At 34.7% G+C, this 19,994-nt stretch carries 18 protein-coding genes and 1 tRNA gene; 3 read left to right on the top strand and 16 right to left on the bottom strand.

The window, feature by feature from the left end; all coding sequences use genetic code 11:
- Positions 1 to 129: 129 nt before the first annotated feature.
- Positions 130 to 972, top strand: coding sequence for a carboxylating nicotinate-nucleotide diphosphorylase (gene nadC / locus O2942_10655; GenBank protein ID MDA0782709.1), 843 nt, complete (start codon positions 130 to 132; stop codon positions 970 to 972).
- On the opposite strand, the gene O2942_10660 is transcribed toward nadC, so the two are convergent.
- Positions 969 to 1,268: a helix-turn-helix transcriptional regulator gene (locus tag O2942_10660; GenBank protein MDA0782710.1), complete on the bottom strand. Its 300-nt coding sequence runs from the start codon at positions 1,266 to 1,268 to the stop codon at positions 969 to 971. The two genes, nadC and O2942_10660, sit on opposite strands and share 4 nt — an antisense overlap.
- Positions 1,269 to 1,431: 163 nt before the next feature.
- Here O2942_10660 and rpe point away from each other — a divergent pair, with 163 nt between their 5' ends.
- Complete coding sequence (rpe, locus tag O2942_10665; protein ID MDA0782711.1) at positions 1,432 to 2,091, top strand: ribulose-phosphate 3-epimerase; 660 nt, start codon at positions 1,432 to 1,434, stop codon at positions 2,089 to 2,091.
- A 65-nt stretch (positions 2,092 to 2,156) separates the two neighbouring features.
- Here the strand turns inward: rpe and O2942_10670 are convergent, their stop codons facing one another.
- Both O2942_10670 and O2942_10675 read right to left on the bottom strand, forming a co-directional pair.
- Positions 2,157 to 2,363, bottom strand: coding sequence for a SlyX family protein (locus tag O2942_10670; GenBank protein ID MDA0782712.1), 207 nt, complete (start codon positions 2,361 to 2,363; stop codon positions 2,157 to 2,159).
- A gap of 3 nt (positions 2,364 to 2,366) precedes the next feature.
- On the bottom strand, positions 2,367 to 3,470 hold the full coding sequence (locus O2942_10675) for a glycosyltransferase (GenBank protein ID MDA0782713.1): 1,104 nt from the start codon (positions 3,468 to 3,470) through the stop codon (positions 2,367 to 2,369).
- A 180-nt stretch (positions 3,471 to 3,650) separates the two neighbouring features.
- Here O2942_10675 and O2942_10680 point away from each other — a divergent pair.
- Positions 3,651 to 3,727: transfer RNA gene (locus tag O2942_10680), tRNA-Asp, on the top strand.
- On the opposite strand, the gene O2942_10685 is transcribed toward O2942_10680, so the two are convergent.
- The 13 genes from O2942_10685 to fliS form a co-directional block, all read right to left on the bottom strand.
- A complete protein-coding gene (locus tag O2942_10685; protein MDA0782714.1) occupies positions 3,716 to 5,206 on the bottom strand; it encodes a recombinase family protein in 1,491 nt (496 codons plus the stop codon). The genes O2942_10680 and O2942_10685 overlap by 12 nt on opposite strands.
- A gap of 11 nt (positions 5,207 to 5,217) precedes the next feature.
- Positions 5,218 to 5,532, bottom strand: a complete 315-nt coding sequence (locus O2942_10690; GenBank protein MDA0782715.1) for a HigA family addiction module antitoxin — start codon at positions 5,530 to 5,532, stop codon at positions 5,218 to 5,220.
- A 27-nt stretch (positions 5,533 to 5,559) separates the two neighbouring features.
- Entirely contained in the window at positions 5,560 to 5,841 is a 282-nt protein-coding gene (locus O2942_10695) for a type II toxin-antitoxin system RelE/ParE family toxin (protein MDA0782716.1), read from the bottom strand.
- Positions 5,842 to 5,899: 58 nt separating this feature from the next.
- Positions 5,900 to 7,042, bottom strand: a complete 1,143-nt coding sequence (locus tag O2942_10700) for a hypothetical protein (protein ID MDA0782717.1) — start codon at positions 7,040 to 7,042, stop codon at positions 5,900 to 5,902.
- Positions 7,043 to 7,111: 69 nt separating this feature from the next.
- Positions 7,112 to 8,251, bottom strand: a complete 1,140-nt coding sequence (locus tag O2942_10705) for a hypothetical protein (GenBank protein MDA0782718.1) — start codon at positions 8,249 to 8,251, stop codon at positions 7,112 to 7,114.
- Positions 8,252 to 8,446: 195 nt separating this feature from the next.
- A complete protein-coding gene (locus O2942_10710) occupies positions 8,447 to 11,005 on the bottom strand; it encodes a hypothetical protein (protein MDA0782719.1) in 2,559 nt (852 codons plus the stop codon).
- Positions 11,006 to 11,284: 279 nt separating this feature from the next.
- Complete coding sequence (locus tag O2942_10715) at positions 11,285 to 12,592, bottom strand: hypothetical protein (GenBank protein ID MDA0782720.1); 1,308 nt, start codon at positions 12,590 to 12,592, stop codon at positions 11,285 to 11,287.
- Positions 12,585 to 13,772: a hypothetical protein gene (locus O2942_10720; GenBank protein MDA0782721.1), complete on the bottom strand. Its 1,188-nt coding sequence runs from the start codon at positions 13,770 to 13,772 to the stop codon at positions 12,585 to 12,587. The genes O2942_10715 and O2942_10720 overlap by 8 nt, the downstream gene beginning before the upstream one ends.
- A 447-nt stretch (positions 13,773 to 14,219) precedes the next feature.
- Positions 14,220 to 15,938 (bottom strand): hypothetical protein, encoded by a 1,719-nt coding sequence (locus tag O2942_10725; GenBank protein ID MDA0782722.1) that lies wholly within the window; start codon positions 15,936 to 15,938, stop codon positions 14,220 to 14,222.
- Between the two features lie 327 nt (positions 15,939 to 16,265).
- A complete protein-coding gene (locus O2942_10730; protein ID MDA0782723.1) occupies positions 16,266 to 17,264 on the bottom strand; it encodes a hypothetical protein in 999 nt (332 codons plus the stop codon).
- Positions 17,265 to 17,533: 269 nt separating this feature from the next.
- The gene (locus tag O2942_10735) at positions 17,534 to 18,349 is read right to left on the bottom strand and encodes a hypothetical protein (protein ID MDA0782724.1); all 816 of its coding nucleotides are present in this window, start codon (positions 18,347 to 18,349) and stop codon (positions 17,534 to 17,536) included.
- An 8-nt stretch (positions 18,350 to 18,357) separates the two neighbouring features.
- Positions 18,358 to 19,311, bottom strand: a complete 954-nt coding sequence (locus O2942_10740) for a DUF488 domain-containing protein (GenBank protein ID MDA0782725.1) — start codon at positions 19,309 to 19,311, stop codon at positions 18,358 to 18,360.
- A gap of 180 nt (positions 19,312 to 19,491) precedes the next feature.
- Positions 19,492 to 19,986: a flagellar export chaperone FliS gene (gene fliS, locus O2942_10745; GenBank protein MDA0782726.1), complete on the bottom strand. Its 495-nt coding sequence runs from the start codon at positions 19,984 to 19,986 to the stop codon at positions 19,492 to 19,494.
- Positions 19,987 to 19,994 lie beyond the last annotated feature (8 nt).

Consider the following 19,994-nt stretch of genomic DNA (forward strand, 5'->3'; position numbering starts at 1 on the left):
GGCGAAATACTTTATAAAAATAATTAAGTAAACTTATTATTTTTATTTCGTATTTTCGGGTAATGACGAGCTTTATTTGCATTATGCAGAGGTCTTAAAAACTTTTTTCAGTAACAAATTTTATTTAAAATGCAACCGGACACAAAAGAAATTAACAGGATAATATCCATGTCGCTATCCGAAGATATCGGAAAAGGCGACATTACATCAAAAATCACTGTTCCTGAAGATAAAAACACAAAATTCGTAATCCGTGCAAGGGAAAAAATGGTGGTATGCGGAATACCGATAGCCATGGAGGTATTTAAAACTCTTTCAAACAAAATAGAACTTCAAAGCCGATATAATGACGGCGATATCATAAAACAGGGCGATATAATCCTGCAAGGAGAAGGTAACGCCATAAAAATACTTGAAGCCGAAAGGGTAGCACTAAACCTTTTACGCCAAATGTGCGGAACGGCAACGCTAACACGTAAGTTCGTCGACTTAACAAAAGGAACTAAAGCAAAAATACTCGATACCAGAAAAACCATACCGGGGCTACGCTCTATTCAAAAATATGCCGTCACCAAAGGAGGCGGTTATAACCATAGATTCTGCCTTGATGATGCCATACTGATAAAAGATAACCATATTAGCGTATGTGGCTCTGTTCAAAATACTTTGAATAAGGCGAAACAGAACCGCCCTGACAGCATGAAAATACAAATAGAATGCGATACTATAAAGCAGGTAATCGAGGCTCTTGAAAATGGTGCGGATATTATCCTGCTTGACAACATGGATAATGAAACCCTCGCAAGAGCGGTGAAAATAACGGCAGGAAAAATTCCCTTAGAAGCATCAGGCAATGTAAGCCTAAAAACAGTAAGAGGCATAGCAGAAACAGGCGTAGACTTCATATCGGTCGGAGCTATAACTAACTCACCTACAAGTGTCGATATAGGACTTGATATGGATTTTGACTAGGAGAAAACCACCTCTTCATTACCCTCAAATGCAGAAGAAGCCGCCGTATAATCATCGCTATAGAAATAATCAATGCTGATACCCATTACACTTGAAAGCATGAACAGGTCACTTGCAGGAACAGCTTCAAGCCCGTTCTCATATTCTGCTATAGTTTCTTCAGATATGCCCGTCAAACGTGCAAGTTCGGATCTTTTTATGTCCATTTTTGTACGTAACCTATATAGCTTTGAGGCTATAACCTTGTCTTCAGGACTGACTAGACCGTCAACATTCAGTATTTCGTTATTTACCATGATTATTCTCCTAGAGTGTAAGTTCAATATAATCGAAAGCATATTAATACATTCAGAATATTAACAAATCGTTAACGAACAATATAAAAACTAAAAAAATATTAATGACTGGAAAAATTTCTCAAAATCATCTACATTAATTAAAAAAAAATTAGGGTTTTAAATGCAGCAAAATACAAAAATAGCCCCCTCAATTCTTTCCGCTGATTTTTCAGAACTCGGAAAAGCCGTTGCGGACGTAACAAATGCAGGGGCGGATTATATCCATATTGATGTGATGGACGGTCATTTTGTACCTAATATAACTATAGGGGCATGTGTTGTTAAGGACTTAAGAAAAACAAGCGATTTACCGTTCGATGTTCACTTGATGATAGAAAATCCCGATAATTACATTGAAGAGTTTGCACAAGCAGGTTCGGATATAATAACGGTTCATCAGGAGGCTTGTATCCATCTTGACAGAACCGTACAGTTAATAAAGTCATTCGGCAAAAAAGCAGGCGTATCATTAGTTCCGACTACACCTCCTGACGTTCTTGATTATATATTACCTGAGCTTGACCTTGTTTTAGTTATGTCGGTTAACCCTGGCTTCGGCGGACAAAAATTCCTTCACTCCCAACTGGAGAAAATAAGGATAATCCGCCAAAAAATCGACGCTACAGGCAAACAGATAGATTTACAAGTCGATGGCGGCATTAATACGGAAACCGCAAAGTTAGTAGTTCAAGCCGGAGCCGATGTGTTAGTTGCCGGCTCCGCAACTTTTGCAGGCGGCTCGGAAAAATATAAAGATAATATAAAAACCCTGCGTGGTTAACTAAAACAAACTACTCTCCCCTTGAGGGAGAGTTAAAACACGAAGTGTTTTACAAGGAGTACAATTTAATAATGCGGTGGCGGCGACTCCTCATCTATACTTCTTATCCCCGAATCACCGCCATGCTCTTTTATTTTAGATTCAAGTTTTTGCAGTTTTTCCTTTAGCATATTTATTTCCTTTTGCTGAATATATATTTCAACACTTAACTTCTCAATGTCACTTGCCTGATGGGCTGCCATTTCCTGTAGTTCGATAATTTCATCTTCCATTACTTAAAAAACCTTTTTGATTGCATTTATATATTCGGGTAAAACATTCTCAGGAGAAAATTTTTCTACCGTTAGCGATACTTTTTTATAATCCCATTTTTTTTGCAGAGCCTTATCAATTAAAGATACAAGTTCTTCATCATTTTCATAATCTGCTAAATAGCCGTTCTCACCGTTTATGATTATCTCCGAAGGTCCGACAGGGCAATCAACCGCAACGGCAGGAGTTCCACAAGCAATAGCTTCGGCAACAACCATTCCGAACCCTTCATAACGTGAGGTCAGCACAAGCAGCTTCGCTTTTTGCATATATGGCACGACATTATCCCTCGCCCCTTCAAATATAACCCTATTTTTTATTCCAAGCTCTTCGGACATATATTTTAAAGAGTCAATCAACTCACCCTCACCGATTACTCTTAATTTAACATCTTTATCTTTTATTTTGGAAAACACATTTAACATCCGTTCAGGATTTTTTTGTTCGGCAAGCCTTCCTACAAAAACAATTTCATTTTGTTTATGTTCCGCTATTTCAAGACCGAAAAATTTCTTTGATAACGCAGGATATGCAACATTCAACTTTTCTTTATTTATTGCAAAAACCTCAACCAACTCATTCACCATACCCGTTGACTGAGCTATAATATGGTCGGCACGGTTTAAAAAGGTTTTATATATTTTCTTATGGATTACCGCTGTGGAGAATCTTTTATTATTTTCTAAATGCGATGAGATACTTATTGCATTAACACCTATAATTTTTGCATTAACCCCAAACAAACACCTGATAAAAACAGCAACAGAAGTAAACTCCTTTCCCCATACTAACAGATTTTCTGCCCTCCTAGCTTTAATATATTTTCGCAAAGCAATTATCGACTGCACTAAATACCTGATTTTACCTAAAGCTCCCTTCCCTCGCTTTACATTCAAGAAGGTTACGTTAATTCTTTCATCAATATTATATGGGGACTCGCACCTCTGTCCGATTACAACTAATTCGGATTTATATCCTTTATCGACCAAACCGTTAGCCATCATCACGGCAGCATGCACCAAACCGCTATGGTTTAACGTATGAATAAAAATATGAATGGTTTTCATAATAATTACATTTATATAATAAAATATCTCATACCCCTTACCGCAGAGGGGAACTATATATGCATTTTTGTTCAAAATCCATTACCAACACAAAAAAAATGCATATAGTATGCTTTAATACTTGATTTGTTGCCAAAGATAATTTATATCTGCCTCTCCCCACGTAAGAATTTCTTATACGGGGGTGTAGCTCAGCTGGTTAGAGCGCTGCCCTGTCACGGCAGAGGTCGCGGGTTCGAATCCCGTCACTCCCGCCATTCCTTGTTTTTGGCTATATTTAGCAGTTCATCAAACGGTTTTCTCAAGGAATAACAAAGGATTCCATCTTTAATTTGCAGGTTCGCAAGTACAAAAGACATAAGTTTGCGTTTTTGCTCTATTTGCGAACTTTCAAAAACTTCATAAGAGTTAGAACATAGTGCCAGCAACGATTTAAGGGTAATTTGGAATACCTTATCATCTTCAACATGCCCGTCTATTTTATTGCTGATTTCATGCTGCCTTTGCTGAAGCTCCTGCATTTTTTTGTCGTATATGTCTTGTGTAATACTCTGCACTTCATCACGAAGCAGTAAATCAAGTAACCTAGATTTTTGGCGTTCAATGTCTTTATATTCTTTTGTTAGGGCTTCAAACTCGCTTAACTGATAATCAGCATGTCCTTCGCAAATTTGCTTTATTCCTGCTTTCATTTCTTCTAGTAAAGCTGGCGGTATATACAAAGCCTTAAAAATGCCCTTAATGGTTTGCAATGCCTGCTCTTCTTTGATAGGCTTGCAATCACATTCGCCTTTTGATTTTGTCGGTCTTAAATAAACATGCCCTTTCTTTTCATAGCTTGAGAACGAACAACCGCATTTAGCACACGAAACCATACCACGAAATAAAAACGGCTTAGCAGCATATTTAAAGGGCATTTTATTAGCCTTTGCAAGCACAGCTTGGCATTTATGGAATATAACTTCATCAATAAGCCTAGGATAAGGGTGCGTTACTTCAATGCCTCTTGGTTTTGAAATGCCAATATAAAACTTATTGTTTACAATGTTATGTATCTGCGACTTACTAATCTTACCTTTTTGCACTGTTTTATTACGCAATCCCCAACCTTCAGCCATTTTTGTTATATCGCCAAGTGAATAAGTACCAGTTGAGTATTCTTGAAAGATTTTTTTAATGAAAAAACAACATTCTTCATCAATTTTAACATCACTTTTGCCATGCTCATTTTTATAGTTCTTATAGCCAAGTGGTGCTTTTGTGATGATTTCGCCTTTTTTAATCTTGTGGTCAATGCTACGTTTCACATGCTCTTTCATTACATCGATGTTAACTTGAGCAAAAACAATGCCCATATTAAACATCGCCTTTTCCATCGAACCACTTTCTTTTGATATAATAGAGTTATCGCCAACAATATGAATTTCCATCATATCATTTTCGATAAGGCGACTTATTTCAGGATAGTGGTTAAAATTACGCATTAAGCGGTCTATCTTATCAATGGTAAGTACAACACGCTTTCCGCTTTTCTTACTTGCAGCTCCAACATATTCAAGCATATGTTTAAATTGTTTTCGCTCGCCAACAGTTGAGCTTTCAGTAACCTGATATGTTTTTGCAATGTCATAGCCTAAACGCTCGCAATACGCCTTTAGCTTGACTGTTTGTGCATCTATTGAATGACCTGTTTCCTGGTCTTTGCTAGAAACACGAGAAAATATTACTGCTTTCATTTTGTTACTACTTATATATGTGTATGATTATCAGTGTTATATTGATAAGGCTGGATTTGTTCTATTTTGTTTTTAAGTTTGCGTTTAGCTTCCCTTGTGTCATATAAAATTTGCAAACGTTGGAAGAAGCCTTCAGACATGCCGAAAAACTTACATAAACGCAAGTCGGTATCTGCTGTAATATCACGAGTGCCGTTAACTATTGCGTGGATACGGTTAGCAGGCACGCCGATAGATTTTGCCAGTGCGTTTTGGCTCATGTTCAATTCGTCTAAAAACTCATATTTTAATATATCGCCAGGGTGCGGATTTTTTAATTTTGCCATTTTACAACCTTCCTTTATTTTACATTTTCAGTGATAATCAACAATTTCAACTTCTGTTACTTCGCCATCATCCCAAACAAAACATATACGCCATTGATTGTTAATTCTTATGCTCATTTGTCCTTTTCTATTGCCCTGCAAGCCTTCTAAATTATTGCCCGGAGGGTTCTTCAAGTCATCAATTGCCATTGCAGAATCAATAATACTTAGCTTTCTTAATGCCCTGTCCTGAATATTAGAAGGAAACTTCTTTGACCTTGTTTCATTCCATATTTTTTCAGTTTCTTTACACTTGAATGATTTAATCATTTATCATTACCTTTTTACTTTATCATATTACGTTATACGTATCAAGTATAATTAGTTATTATTTCTTTGTAGTTATCGGGATATATAAGTCCCTTTCAAGTGCTTCATATACATTTCTTTTAGATTTTAGGATATTTCCCCAAAATTGTTCATATAAAAAATGTACTTTTGAAATTTTAATGATTCTGTTATCCGAACCAGAAGGTTTTATATCATATTCAGAAAAAAAACTTCTAACTTTCCTATCACAAGTTAGTCCATCATCGTAGTTCGTATATAATACATTTTTAAATAAACCCTTGTTATTCAGTGAGTTTTTTAAATCAAGAGTCTGATTATTAAACTCGTCAAATGCATACCCTAAGAAATATACATAATTTGCTTCTTTTAAGAATTTTATAGCATCTACATTTATTTCATCAGACTTATTAACGCCTATTATTTTAATTTCATTTCCTTTAGATTTTTGGAATATTTTTAGTGCTAGTCGTTCTTCTATGTCAAATCTTTGACATTCATAGTTCTCGTCAATTGGATTACCATTATCATCTCTTTGAACAACCTTGCCATAAACGTGAACTATGTTTTCTTTAAAGAAAGTATTAAACAAATAATCCCTTATATCAGCAAATTTACTCGGTTGAAAATATCTCCATAAAGCTTGTTCAAAGGATAAGTCATAATTAAATGTTACAATAGATATATTTTTCAATTCTTCTTTTATTTCATCCGTATCTTTACAATGAACTACTATCTTATGATGTATAAACTTTACCCAGTTACTTGCTGGAAAATAATTTTTATTAAATCGAGGCTCTAAGCATTCATTATGTCGCTCGCTAAATCCATTTTCACCACCATATTTACGACCCCTTCTCCACCACTTTGCTAAGTCACCATTTTTTTCGAAAGCTTCTATACCTTGGCTATACAATATAACAGCCTCTATAAGCTTCTTAGCTATTTGCTCTTTATCTGGATGGTTGTGTAAATAATAGTCTATATTTAATGGGTTGTATGATTTTATATCGATTAAAAATTCAAGTGCATCATTAAAATCGGCTTCATTATAACTTGAATGTTTTTGTTCTATAATATCTTTTAACTTTTCCATAGCCTCAACCAACTCATTACCAAGCGGATAACCAAAATGAGAACTTGCACCAGCACCGAGTACAAAACAGAACTTGTCATTTGCCATAATCACTACAACCTTATAATTTACATTCTTAAGCCAAAACATAATCAATAACCTTGTTTTAATAAACTCTTAAATCTCATAGTCCTTCAACTTCAAAGGCTCAAACTTATCAATAGCCTTGCCGATATTAGCAAGGGCAGTAAATTTAGTCTTATTTGACAACTGCAAGCTATCTATATCCTTTTTTAACCGTTGCCATGTTTTTACATCCGCATTTTTTTCTATTAAACTTCTTGCACCCCTTATTCCCAATTCTTGCACCATTTTTATCGCTCCGAAAAGTTGCATGGTTTTTGCAGGCTTATAACCTGTCTGGCTTTGAATTTGTCGGTATGTATCAGCTACATCATCATTTGCCATAAGTGGAATTTTCAAATCATGCCAGATAATTTGCCAGTAATGCTGTAAAACTTTCTTGGATACATCCCTGTCAAACAGGCGTGAAAATGTCAGTTTCTTTTCAATGCCGAGTTTTTCAAAAACCTGCTTAATCTTTTGCCTGTTACCAAGCCTAACTTCCATACGCAACACATCAAATTGTTTAGAAAACTTACGCCCTGAAAATAAATCAGATTGCATAAAACTATCTTTTTCAATAGCACGTTTTTCACTTGTTTTTGCTTGCTGTAAATCTTTTATTTTATCGTAAAAAGCAATTTCAAAACTATTTGTATGATAGCGGATTGCCTGCCCGTTATTACGATAGTCTGAAGCTGCCAAATCAAGCTTTTTGTTGAGGTCAATCTTGTGCAACTCGTTAATAATCATAGAACAATTTGAATAATCTATAAGCGGTATGTTTTTTGAATAATGAATTGCTGATATTTCAGAATCTGCCAACCTTTCATAATCGGTATGAACTCCCATGCTTTCAAGCCTTTTTAGTAAAGTTTGAATGACATTATCAAAATCAGTATCAATTAATTCATCGAAATTGTTACCAAGTATCAGCTTTGGGGCTGAAAATTCAATACGAAGCATTATAGCGAAACCGCCTTGACGCATACGTTTGGTAAGAGTCAGGCGTGGTTTATATATACCGTTTTTGGCATCGGTGTTTGTCGGGTTCTGATAGCAAGAAAAATTAGCACGTCCGCCAAGTTTATAATATGGAGGCTTAAATAACCCAATCGCTGAAGGTGCGAATCTGTCATAATCTAAAATCTGGAACTGGCTTTCATTCATAGTTATTACTATCGTATCCAACATGTTGCTTACTCGTTACATCTTTAAGTTTGTTCATTACGGCTTTTTCGATAGCAAAACTGCTTGTCTTATTTATCGGGTGATAAATATTCATCTCAATGTTATTTATCAGCTTTGTCGGATAGGTAAGACGGTAAAGTTGTCGTTTTTCGATTTTTGTTGTCGTAGTTATGAAAAGTTATTATCTTGAGCTTTCAACTAAGATCGTCCTACTGGACTCTTTTTTTGAGATTCTTGCGAATGATATGCTTGCTTTACTGAGCCACTTTTAGATTCTTCTATACCTGATTTTGTTAGGCTCATTCCAATATCTTTTGCCTGTTCTAAAGCATCTTTACGTGCTTCTTTTTTAGGATTAGGAGTTGACTCATTCCTTTGACTAGATTTGTCTTTAGATGTTGCAAAAGACAATTCATCCTTGTTTTTGTTAACTGATGCTCCTTTGTCGACACCTTTAAATTGTGATAGTTGATCATCTTCTTTTACCTTTATATCAATTCCGTATCTCTCACTCTTTTGAGCTAATAGTTCTTTTAAAGGCTCAGAAAGGCTTACACTTATTGCTGTATCCATAATATTTTTTTTGTCGTCTTCATTTAATTTGACTTTAAGTTCCATATTTAGTTTTAAGTTTTCAACAGTTCCAATACTATCACCAAATTTCTCGCCTTTTTCATCGACTGTAAAAACATTCCTATCCTTTAGTTCCTTCTTTTCATCATCTTCAATTTTAACTTTCTCGACACTGCCAGCATCTTTTTTTCTAATAGTGCTAATTTCCATTTGTTCTTCAGATACCCCAGCTTTTGTAAGGTCTTCTTGAAAAGTTTTTGCCCATTTTCCATTCTCATCAATAGGAATACCTCTATCTACATAACTTGATTCACCTTTATCATTTTCATCAATTTCTTCAAATGTCGCATAACTTCCTGTAGTAAGTCTTTTTAAAGCACTTTCTGGTGTTAATTTATCTTTAGGTATAGCCACCATAATTGCATCTGGTTTTTTACCTGATTCCATTAGTTGTGTTACAGCTAGATCAATATTGTTTAGACGCGTTTCATCTGAGGTTATAACCGCTACTTTACCAGATGCGTCAATAGCATCTTTAGTGCCTGCGGTGTGACGCATTGTTTTTTGGTCAATAAATATTGCATCATGCTTACCATCGTTTAATTCTTTTTTTTCTGGTTTTTTGTCGTTTAATTTCTCTCTAGAATGGCGTTCGGAAGCATAATATGTAGCTCTTGTTTGATCTGATGATTGCCTTTTAAACGATAAGTCAAAGGTGCCATCGTCTTGTTTGCTTATTTTAGTCGGAGCCTGATTTGCTATTGTTTTATCAACACCGGGACCATGTCCAAATGTATCTTTATTATCTGTTAAGAGGATAGGAATATCGGAGTTTTTAATAAAATCTGTTAACCCATCGGATTTTGACATATCAACAGGTTCAAAATTCTGGTCAGACTCCTTTTTTTTATAGTTTACACGTCCAAACACAATAGCTTTAACATTATCTAATAAACCAGCTTCTTGTGATTGCTTCAGCATCTTTGCCATATCATCAGGAGAATCAATCGATTCAATTGCCAGTATTGAAGGTTTGTCAAGATGAAACGGTATTTGTGTTCCAGCTGTTAAAGCCATTCTGGAAAGTTCTGTTGCATGTATAGGAAGCTCTTGTTTTGAAATGTTATCAAGTTCGTTTTTTACGCCTTCTTTTTGTACATTTGGTTGTTTTAAACCTTTGTAGGTCGTTTCACTATCTGGGTTAGTCAGCGTTTCTGTAACATCACTTATTCCCTTGTCTGCTGTTGTCTCAGCAGGGTTGCCGTAATATGTTCTTGCAATGCCTCTTTGTTCTATGAAGTTAGTAATAACTGAGCCATCACTGAATCCAACTAAAGCAACATCATCTCTTTTTGGCAGACCGTGCTTTTTTCCTGTGGAATCGCTGTATTTAGCTTGATCAAGAGTTTCTTTGCCAGAAATTTTCGTATTTTCATCATCACCACGAGGATAAAAAAAATCATTTGGAAGCTCTTTGCCTTCATTTCGTTTTTCTTTCTTCCAAGCTTCGGTTATTTTCTTTTCTGTAGCTTTGGGATCGTTATCATACTCATTTAGTACATTCGCAACATCAAAAGCACCGCCCCCACCGTTCGCAACTATCATTCCATTGGTTTTAGGGTCATTAAGTGCATTTATAATTGCTCTGGCACGCTCTTCAACAGTGTTAGAGCGCCCATTTCCGTCAATCGGTGGGTGCATACTATCGTCTGTACGATAAAGATTAAAGCCTTCTCCATTAATCGTTTTTTTATACTCTTTATTTTGACCTGCCTTTTTATCGTCTTTTTCTTTAGGTGTATCAAATTTTGATGTCACTACTCCCCAATGAGAAGGGGCTATAACTGCAACATTTGAACCTTTCTCAGGTTCGTCCTTGTTGCTGGTTAAAGGTTTCATACTAAAAGTTTCTTCGTCCAATGAGCTAACTTGTGATGATTCCTGAGGTTTAACAAGGTCTTGGTAATAAGAATTTTGTTCTTTCATTTGTCGTTGTGTTGCCTTGAACAACTTACTCATAGATGAGGTGGAAAAGGTGGGGCGGTCTGGCTTTATTCCTAAAAAACGTTCTGGTGTGGATAATGATGTACTAGATTTATTCTTATCATATTTTTGAGTTCCTGCTAGATTAGAGAGAATCTTAGCAAATTCGGTAATGGCTCCCAGTGGGAATCTTGGTGGCATAGTCGCAGGCTCCTTAACTTCCTTAATGACCTGTTAGTGTAACATAGAGCTGTATTTTTAACAAGGTTAAAAAACCTATATAACCCCAACTATGTTTAAGGTTGAAGCAAAAAAGCCTTAATTTGGGGTTTATCGGTTTTATAAGTGTAAGCGATGAGACAAGCTAAAATACTAACGAAAGCATTGATTGATGACCTATGCCTTAAATGTTTAAGGTTAAAGTCTGTTTTCATCACACCAACGTTCGTTTCTATAATAAACCGTTTTCGAAGTAGTGTTTTATCGATAAACGGCATCAAGTTGTTTTTCATATTTCTTCGGATTCCCGTGATTAAATGTAGTCTGCCATTTATAATCTTTATCAGGGGTATATTTGCAAACATGCCCTGTGGCAATATGGGCTTTAAGATGTAGCGATAATTCGGGATTTTCTTTGCCAATGTTTTTAAGTGCCGTTCTGATGGCATTTGAAACTGCATCTAACACCTTTTTATTACTATTGCTAAACTTACGGCTCTTGCCTTTGTTATTGCTGTTTTTTCTTATAAATTCTTCTATTTGATTTTTTTGTATTTTTAGCTGATTTGCCTTTTCAGTCATCCCTTTACTTTTAGCTTCTTCAATTTGTTTATCTATAGTTTTCAAACTATTCTTTAAATCTTGCAGTCCTTTGTGGTCAAGAATTTCAATAGTATTATCAGAAAATGAACTTAAACACTCTTTCTGCAGTTCCTCTTCCGTCATGGTTTCATAATCTTCATTAGGTAATTCTGATTTATCAACAATAGCCTGTAAACTGCTTGCTTTAATGTCTTTATTCGGATTATTAAGCAGCTCTGCAATATAATAACAACCTTTGGTATGTTTTACCCAAACTTGTTTACCATAAAAGCTAACTTGCCAGTTTTCGCCTTCTTTATTAAACACGTTCCTAGAAGTTATATCCTCTTTGTAAATAGATGTCATTGCATCATAGAAAATTCCAAAACTTCCGTTCTTATCAATATAAATAACATTATCAATTACAACGCATGGAAGGGGTGCTTTACTGCCAATTTCATTGATTGATATTATCACAGGTTTGACGGCGTTTTTATATTCTTTGTTATTTATTATCTTGGTTTCATCTTCTAAGTAAACCGCCAGAAAAACAGTATATCCGCTTCCATCTATTAAGCATCTGCCTATTTTATAGAACATATCAGGAATTAAAGTTGTAGCTTCATCATGTGATTGCATGACTTGAGATAATGAATTGCAAAAAGCCAGAAGATTAAACTTGTGCGGTCTTACTTCGCTTGCATCAAGCTCAACCAATCCGATATTTTCTTTCTTATCGCAATCTACGATATATACAAGTGTGTTATCATGTTTGCGTATCGACTCAACAGGCATATAGCAATTTTCTTCACAACCACTACAAAAAACATTATCAACCGCATTTGCCGACTTGGTTATAAATGGCTGGTTACAAAGAAAAGTCCACAGCCTTTTTTCAACCTGCTTTTCAAACAACAAGTTATTTGTCAAATATGGATTATTTACATTACGCATTAAATCGCAAAACAAAGAAGAAATATCAGGCAACTTTTAATTCCTGTTTTTGCGTAACAATGCTTTCAATTCCCCAATCAATAATCATCTGCCTCAAAAGCAAGTCATTTTCATCATTATAGTTAAGCCTGCTTATACTATCTTTACTAATAGTAAACTCTTTGGTTTTAAAGCCTCTGCGATTATTTGCCTCTAAGGTTGCAACTATAGTTATCTGGTCAATGCAATCAGATGATAAATTAATGTCTTGCCGATTCTTTTTAATGTCATCAATCATTGCCTGCACTGATTCTTTAGGGCAATGCTCTGTAACATCAATTTTACGAAGTTTTGTATTAAATCTTAAAGATTGTATCATCACTTTTTTTATTTTGGAATCAGCAGGAACGACAAATTCAAATGCAGGGCTTTTTATTATATCAATATTATAAGAAGTTTCTTCAATTTCTGGTATGTCATCAATACCTAAAACTTTATCTAAAAATATTTTCTTCAATTTTGTATCGGTTTTTTTCTGTCCGTCAAAATAAGAATCAAGAGTTTCACTTGTTGCATCATAAACAAAAATTACTTCAAACGCTGGATTTGTAACCCTTTTAGCAAATACGCCTTTTTCCCAAGATAATTCAGATTTAGAATAATCTTCAGGATAGCAAAAGTAATAATGCAGGTTGCCTTGTGTATAATGGTCTGCTTTACAGGATTTGCCACGTCCTTCAGTTTTTCTAAAATATTGGCTGATTCCAGATTCCAACTCTTTAGTTTTTTTCTCATAATTTGGCTGATTGGCAGGTCTTACATTTTGAATTTTTCGCCAGTATGTTTTCTTTAAGTAATCAGTGCAAGCAAATCTATGTGCATCTTCAAATAATTTACGATGAGTTATAAAAACGTAAAACACCTTCTCATAAAATCCGTTCATCTTTTCAAAAACTGGTTGCAAGTCCAATCCTGCATAGTTGGCACTTTGCAATATTTTCTTAAAACCGCCCTCATAAGACATTTGAAAAATACTTTGAAAGTCACTATCAATCATTTTTCGACAGTGGTCATCTTCAATAGAAGTGATGGCGTTAAATAAAGGCTCTATCTTTGTTGCAGTGAGTTTCTCAAAATCAACATCATGTTCGATAGTATTATCATTCATGTATTGTTTTAGCATATAGTTTGGTGCAAGCCTCAAAAAATCCCTAATGGAATAAATACGACTCATTCTTACATCCTTCTCTTAAATTACTGTTTTGATAGGGTATTATACAACTGAAGGTTTATTGTTACAACTCATTAATAAGATGCTTAATAAATTTTCTACATGAATGATTAATATTTATGAAGTGCTACAATTCATAAGTCTGAAATTGATTTACTTGAGTACTAAATAGCAATATTTCACTCTTAAATCTGGTTCGCAAACCGTCAAGTTTGTCCCGCCAATCCCCCGTTTTACACAGTCCCAACAAGTCCAAAAAAGCTAGACTTTACAACGATTTTCTGGTAACGATTGTCCGTTTAGGTTTAATCACGTCCAGTCGCATCTGGGGGTACTAGGGGGTATCACTGGGGGTATCTGGATACAAAATTCAGGGAGATACCCTACTATTTTTCGGGTACATTAACGGGTACAAATCTCTTTGGATTAATAATTTAGCAAAGCAACGCCTCACGGCTTTAGGTCTACAGCCTCAACTTCAACAGTATCCTTAATTTCAAATTTATTTATCCTAAGTTTATTTAATTCGCTTTCAGATCCTATTTTTCTAACGGCAGCTTCTGTATTTGTTACTATCAGATTATATTTTTCTTGCTCATGGGAGTTTGTAACCCTTCTAAATTGTAGGCACGCTCTGATGTAATTAGTAAGATCATTACTTTTTTTAGATTTAAATAAGTTATAGTAGTCTTCTTCACTTGAATTCGCCAACACTTCCACATCGTCCATACTCCAGCCACTTGTTGAAATAAGGCGTTCAAGAACTTCTATAAGTGTTTTTTGAGGACGTTTTTTTCTATATTCTTCTGCAAACCTATCAAGCATTTTTTGATCTTCCACACGATGTCTAAATGTATAGTGGTTGATGTTAAAATACTCGGGATCGTTATTTGATGATATAGCCAGCTCAATAAGTTCATCAGCTTTTTTATCCGCACCTAAGTCCCTAAGTAGCTTAATCGATGCCGATAAGTTTGATTGCGATATATGTTTCGCATGATTTTTGACAGCCTCATACATTTTTTTAACAACCTCTTCATGGTTATCATCAAAACTATAGTGATATAGATTCCAGGCATCGGTAAGAGATTTATCTTTTTTGTTAATTATTATATTATCGTCGTATTTCTTGATTTCTTTAGTTATATTTTCCTCTATAAAATATCCACGCTCTACAGAGTTTGCTATTTCGATGTCTAGCTCATCTGAATTGCTATATCCGTAATCCTCAAGGATACTTCTCCACTGAATAATCTTCTTTTCTTCGGGTGTATCTTCAATTTGCTTTTCCTTATTACCCATCTGTTTAATAATCATGAAAGATATAAAGTCTACGTTTTGCTTCTTTATAAAATCAACCTCAGGAAATTTATCGCTTTTTTTATACAAAGCATATGTAAAAAGAACTAAAGACGAAAGTGCATTATGCTTTGTTTCTTCTTCTTTGTTTTCTAAAAATGGCTTTAAATCTTTGGCTAGTTGCTGAATTTTCTTTAATATTCTTATATTTGTGATGCCTAGTTTACAGCATCGCTCTTGTAGCTTTTCTGAATATTGTTCGTTAGTTTTGCTAAAAACAATTTCAGCAGACTCTTGAGCGGTTGGTAGGAAGTTAAATTCCTTATCGATAACCTTCTCTTTGTATGTATCGTATTTTGCTTTTGCATCATCAGATAACCCTTCATCATTAAAAATAAGAACTATTTTGCATAATTTTTGTTCTTTTAATTCAGATATTAAGCCCAACACATCTTGTGCATCAAGACGCATACGTTCAAAATCATCAAAACAAATTATTGCCTTTTTTACAGATAGAAATGACAACGCTCGGCTCATCAAAGCATCAGCCCTAATAACCTTACTAACATCTTCTATAAATGGAATACAATTTTTCACAAACGTTTTTAATTCTGGCTTTTCACCAATTAGTTTTTTATCTATGCTTTTCTCAAAAATAGCAAACTTGAGTGCATCAAGCGAATTAACTCCAAACAGTGAAACATACGCATATCTATCAAGTGCTATTTCACTCTTTTTTTGTGCTTCTTTTAGATAAGTTTCCCAAGCGTAAGTTTTACCGACTCCCCAAGCTCCACGAATGGCAATCACCTCTGGAGTATCAGATTTTAAAAAACGATAAATTTGCTCTTCTATTATTTTGATAGACATGAAAAATCCCTGCAAGTTACAAAGATACATATGTGTATGAAATAGTGGTTTTGCAAGTGATTAATATTTATTTATCAACTTGTATCGTGGCTAAAAGCGAAAGATAAATATATTTCATATTGATTATCACCGATGGTATGCACTTGTAACAGGCAGAGCCGAAAGAGATATTTCGACAGATTTAAAAGGAGCTTTAAAAACTCAAAAAGTAAACCATGTAAATAGATTAGATGAAGAAGACCTACCAGAATTTTTACAAAAGTTATCAAGATATGACACCGATAACGAAGGCGACCTTCAGTTATATAGGTTTGCGGACAAGTAGCTTTACAATAGCTGATTTATAGTAGGAAAATCAGTGTTAGCGACAGCCGAAAGCCTTCTTATGTTAAGACGTAATATTTTTAGAAACCGGTCTATGTTATCTTCATTAGTATTTGTAGAGGTGACTAATGTTGCATTCACACCGAGTGAAACTATATTGTCAATACGAGTTTTTTGATAGTCGCCTGATTTTTCCAGATCATTAATGTCAAACTTCGAGAAGTCAACCAAATGTATGTAATCTTTTTGCAGCAGGTCTCTCATATGTTCCTGAGGTTTTGCCGTAACAAAAATCCACATATCTATATTATTGTTCTCAAATTGAGATAAGGCTTTATCCATCGGTAAATTACGTATTTCTATTTTGTTACTAGCAATTTTAGTGTGTTGAGTAATAAATTTAATAAGCTTACCGGACAGCAATTGCGATCCCCCGCTATTTTCGCCTACATTAATTATGAGTTTGCGCCCTTCTGTAAAATGTGATGCAATGTCAAATCTGGCAAGTTTTTCAATTTTTTCGGGTTTATACAAAAACCCGTATTTGGTTAGCCTTAAATCAGGCGGAAAAGAGTATTTTGCCGATGAATACATAAAGAAAACCTTCTCTAGGAATAAAGGCGATCCTTCCGGTATAATCTTTAGTTGCTCCTTTTTTTCAGGCGGCAGGTTATTAATAACATCATATTGTGCTATACCGAATGAATTAACGTTGTTGATTACCTCATTTATACTATTATAAGATCCGCTTGTTTCGTGATTCTTAATGTTAGAGCCAATTGCGTTGAAAGCACCGAAGCTATAATAAAACCCGTCTTTATTACCGGTAAAGAAATCAATATTTTTCGGTACGGGTATAACTTTAGATACAGGTTTGGGTATCGATTTGTTATAATTATTTATTATTAAAAAGAATGAAGCAATTAATAATCCGCATAATATAGTTATTATTACGGTAGAAAATAGTCCGAGCCTAAATGTTAAAGAATCTTTTTGTGTCATAATAACTTCCGATTGTATCTATAAGTTGCAAATTGATAAATAAATACGTGCGTTATATATATTATCTTATGTAGCACTTCAAGATGTTTTAAATGTTATTTTAAGGAAGCGCTCAATAATCATACAATTTATAATGCTAAATTTATTTCAGCATCTGCTTTGTCATGTTAGAGGCACCAAAATAAGTTCAAGCGTGGCGAAAACTATGTTTAGGAAGCATTGCCTCAATTTACTGAGGGCGTGTTGTATTGAGATATTGAAAGTGTATGTTATAATATAAAAGAGTCTTGCTTTTCTATTGGTGGATAAAAAACACCAATAATTACAAAAGGATTTCTGGCTTTTCGTATATGCCATTTGTAGGTTGTGCCAAGAAAAAGATATAGATCTTTTTTGGTAGTGAACTCTTCCATATATCGTTGTTCAACTTTCTCCAGAGCTTCCTGTTCTCCGTATTTTTTAACACAATTCAAGTAAAGTTGACCAATCTCCCAGTCTTCAATCATTAATGTACTAGACTTTCCTTTTTCATCACGAAACTCATAGTAAAACCTATATGGCAGCTCAGGCATAGCTATAAATTCTTCGGACTCATCTTCAAATAGGTTTGCCTGCTTAAAACTATCCAAAACAGCCTTTAATTTTGCTCCGGAATCTTTCTGAGGAGCCTTTTTAACTCTAAACTTATCTATACTCGTAGGCTTAAATACCGCCAAAGACCTTGTATCATTATGAGCATCACTAATTAATTCAGATAAATCAGTTTTTATTTCTGCTTTATCAAGAATTAATCGTTTTCTAGCCTCCCAGTTTCGCTCACGTGAAACCTCTTCTTGTATAGATATAGTATCACGATTAACTTTATAACTCTCAGGTCTTGGGTCGGCTTTGTTTCTTTCAATATCAGCTTCTATCCACTGATATTTTTTATATTGCTTATCGCCTTCTAACAAGCGGAATGGTATAGGATAGAGACGTATCCACGAACCATCCTCACGAAAACCAGCTGTACAAGCAAGCTCTCTATATTTTCCTGAAAGTGCAGGATATGTTTTTACTGCAATAAGAACTCTTTCTCTTGGCATTAGTTTCCTTAAATATGCTCGACAGGATATTCCCAATCTTCCATTTTAACTAATTTTTTAGCAACACGACCACGGTGACATTGACATGGATCCGCCTCAAAGCAGGTAATTGCCACACGCTTATGCCTATCAATTAGTGAACACAATTTTATCAAAGCATCTTGGTTTTCTTTAAGTGTTGTTTTTTCGTACTCATAAAATAATCGGTCATAATCTGATTGGGTTTTAAGTTGTTGGCGTTTTTCTGAAACGATACCCAATTCGGGTATATGAACATACTCAATTCCTAACTTCTTTAGGCTATCGCTTAGTGTAGACTTTGAAAAACCATATTTGCGGCTTAATGGATTCCGCCTCACATCACAAAGCAGCTTAATATTATTACTTATTAATCTATTAAGATAATTTTCAAAGCTCTGACCTTCGTAACCGATTGTAAAAAAACATGGCTCTGCTTGACAAGGGCGTTTTTCTTCAATTTTTTCTATTTCTTCTTTACTCATCAGTCGATTAGCTATTTCACTATTGATAGCATAATAAGGATAATCGCGGTACACTTCTTTAATCAGAGAATTTCCTGATAAATGTTCATAGTACTTTTTGAATAATACAATTTTTTGTGCATCATCTTTTTTAAGCTGTTTTATATAACCACTTTCATTTAACGTCCAATCGTCACCTTTTGCCAAATGACCAGATTCAGTTAAATTTCTACGATCTGCGTAAGATTGAAATGAGAAGCAGCCATATTTATAAGGCACAAATTCGTAGCTTTTTTCTTGCTGACATTTTTGTGTAAACAAAAACAGATACTTCTGTAGGTCACGACTTTTTAAAGTACCCCCAAAAGCCTCAATCAATGCTAGCAATACTTTTTGTCTATAAAACATAGTTCTTTTCCTCTCAATCTCATCATAACTTGATAAAATCTTTTTGTAAAAGACTATCCAGAAAAAATCCATTATCTACGAAAAATCATCCTAGAACTATTATTAGCAGTTATGGTTAATGCGTAGGGCAGTGTTCATTAAGATATATTTGTAATAGGTGAATTTATTTGTAGTATCTTTATGCAAGGCTACAAGATGCTGAAATAAATTCAGCATGACATGAATTTATGTTAATTCAACAATGCAAGCGAATTAAACAGTTATCTGAATATCCTTCAGCGTTCCCAAGTCATTAATAGGCTTTGATTTTACTTCCTTTTTTAACTGTTTTTGACTTACCTCATGCGAGTCGGCATCGTCTGTTTCCGACATAGTGCTTTCTTCAACATCACGCCATGCATCTAGCATTACACGCAAATCACCGATAACACCGTCACATTCTTTGATGCTATCATTCGTATTTATATAAAGAAGACGCATATCAAGTGATTGGTAATACTCATCTAAGGCGGTCGCTACCTCGCTGGTCTCGTCATTAAACTCAAGGCAGGAATTAAGCCCTGTAACTATTGCTATTGCTTTATTTATTAAATTATACCTTTTTTCATAATTTTGCTCTTGTATGGCTTCTTTTGCCTGTTCGATAAAATTTATTGCCCCTTCATACAGCATTATAACCTGTCTGACTTCACTTACGGTTTCGCTAGCCCTTTGGTAAGCATTAAAATGATTTTTGTTATAAGCCATAAATTTCC

Source organism: Pseudomonadota bacterium, from assembly GCA_027620075.1.
Classification (GTDB): domain Bacteria; phylum Pseudomonadota; class Alphaproteobacteria; order Rickettsiales; family UBA6187; genus 1-14-0-20-39-49.

Excerpts from the sequence above, each read along its gene's own strand:
- O2942_10670 (MDA0782712.1), bottom strand. The coding sequence starts at position 2,363 with ATGGAAGATGAAATTATCGAACTACAGGAAATGGCAGCCCATCAGGCA.
- fliS (MDA0782726.1), bottom strand. The coding sequence starts at position 19,986 with ATGGCTTATAACAAAAATCATTTTAATGCTTACCAAAGGGCTAGCGAA.
- rpe (MDA0782711.1), top strand. The coding sequence starts at position 1,432 with ATGCAGCAAAATACAAAAATAGCCCCCTCAATTCTTTCCGCTGATTTT.
- O2942_10690 (MDA0782715.1), bottom strand. The coding sequence starts at position 5,532 with ATGGCAAAATTAAAAAATCCGCACCCTGGCGATATATTAAAATATGAG.
- O2942_10695 (MDA0782716.1), bottom strand. The coding sequence starts at position 5,841 with ATGATTAAATCATTCAAGTGTAAAGAAACTGAAAAAATATGGAATGAA.
- O2942_10685 (MDA0782714.1), bottom strand. The coding sequence starts at position 5,206 with ATGAAAGCAGTAATATTTTCTCGTGTTTCTAGCAAAGACCAGGAAACA.
- O2942_10735 (MDA0782724.1), bottom strand. The coding sequence starts at position 18,349 with ATGCCAAGAGAAAGAGTTCTTATTGCAGTAAAAACATATCCTGCACTT.
- O2942_10710 (MDA0782719.1), bottom strand. The coding sequence starts at position 11,005 with ATGCCACCAAGATTCCCACTGGGAGCCATTACCGAATTTGCTAAGATT.
- O2942_10740 (MDA0782725.1), bottom strand. The coding sequence starts at position 19,311 with ATGGATTTTTTCTGGATAGTCTTTTACAAAAAGATTTTATCAAGTTAT.
- O2942_10675 (MDA0782713.1), bottom strand. The coding sequence starts at position 3,470 with ATGAAAACCATTCATATTTTTATTCATACGTTAAACCATAGCGGTTTG.
- O2942_10700 (MDA0782717.1), bottom strand. The coding sequence starts at position 7,042 with ATGGCAAATGACAAGTTCTGTTTTGTACTCGGTGCTGGTGCAAGTTCT.
- O2942_10725 (MDA0782722.1), bottom strand. The coding sequence starts at position 15,938 with ATGTCTATCAAAATAATAGAAGAGCAAATTTATCGTTTTTTAAAATCT.
- O2942_10705 (MDA0782718.1), bottom strand. The coding sequence starts at position 8,251 with ATGTTGGATACGATAGTAATAACTATGAATGAAAGCCAGTTCCAGATT.
- O2942_10730 (MDA0782723.1), bottom strand. The coding sequence starts at position 17,264 with ATGACACAAAAAGATTCTTTAACATTTAGGCTCGGACTATTTTCTACC.
- O2942_10660 (MDA0782710.1), bottom strand. The coding sequence starts at position 1,268 with ATGGTAAATAACGAAATACTGAATGTTGACGGTCTAGTCAGTCCTGAA.
- O2942_10720 (MDA0782721.1), bottom strand. The coding sequence starts at position 13,772 with ATGAGTCGTATTTATTCCATTAGGGATTTTTTGAGGCTTGCACCAAAC.
- nadC (MDA0782709.1), top strand. The coding sequence starts at position 130 with ATGCAACCGGACACAAAAGAAATTAACAGGATAATATCCATGTCGCTA.